This window comes from Arenibacter lacus (genome assembly GCF_008711145.1).
Lineage (GTDB): Bacteria > Bacteroidota > Bacteroidia > Flavobacteriales > Flavobacteriaceae > Arenibacter > Arenibacter amylolyticus.
The window spans coordinates 1-836 of record NZ_VVIN01000199.1 but is presented as its reverse complement, the minus strand read 5'-3'; the positions used below and the strand labels follow the sequence as shown (position 1 = coordinate 836).

Below are 836 nucleotides of genomic sequence, written 5' to 3'. Positions count from 1 at the left end.
TTGGGCAATACCTCCACCGGGAACAATGCAGTGCAAGTGTGGATGTAACGACAGGTTTTGTCCCCAGGTGTGCAGGATAGCAATCATCCCCGGCGTGGCACCCATAAACTTATGGTTGGATGCAAAACCTTGGACCACCTGCCAGGATATTTTGAACAGTAGACTATATATTAATTTAGGCTCATACAGACATAGGCGGTTGAGCGCTGAGGGCAAAGTAAAGACCACGTGAAAGTAAGGCACGTTTAAGAGCTCTTCTTCTCGTGCTCGGATCCCTGCCTGCGGCAGGCAGGCATTCCTCTTTTTTATGTCCCTGACACTTGGGACAATGGCGGTTCCGACAACTATTGTAGCTAAGGTGGAGCCTATGGCATGAAGGATTGTTACAGCGGTCAATATGGCCTCCCAAGGAAGCAGTGCGGCATTTGCGCAAGGCGTGCAGGGTCCTAGACTGCCAGCTATTGGCACAAATGCCGGCGAGCTGTTCCCTGTTGCGTTCCAATACCTGTGCCACCTCGTAAACAGGTTTCACGGCTACCTCTTATAAAGCCGATCCAGTGGACTGAACGGCTTTTGTCTACCCAGTTGTGCCACATGAAGGTAGGTAAGCGTTGTCTGTATATGTGCGTGCCCCAGCAGGTCTTTAACACTTATAATGTCCAACCCCATCTCCAAAAGATGCGTGGCATAACTGTGCCGAAGGATATGGGGAGTGATCCCTTTCTGGATTCCGCTATGTTTGCGAGCTTCCCGAACGATCCATTGCACCCCCATTGTCGATAACTGAGAGGGATTGCCTTCCCTGTCGTAGCCATTAAAACACCAGGTGGTAGGAG

Annotated in this window: 1 protein-coding gene and 1 pseudogene; both read right to left on the bottom strand. The window is 50.7% G+C overall.

Annotation, left to right across the window (positions count from 1 at the left end; all coding sequences use genetic code 11):
- Nucleotides 1-532, bottom strand: a pseudogene (locus F1E73_RS17145) (IS91 family transposase); the annotation flags it as partial.
- Between the two features lie 2 nt (nucleotides 533-534).
- The coding region (locus F1E73_RS17140) for a tyrosine-type recombinase/integrase (RefSeq protein ID WP_150452679.1) at nucleotides 535-836 on the bottom strand (302 nt) is incomplete at its 5' end.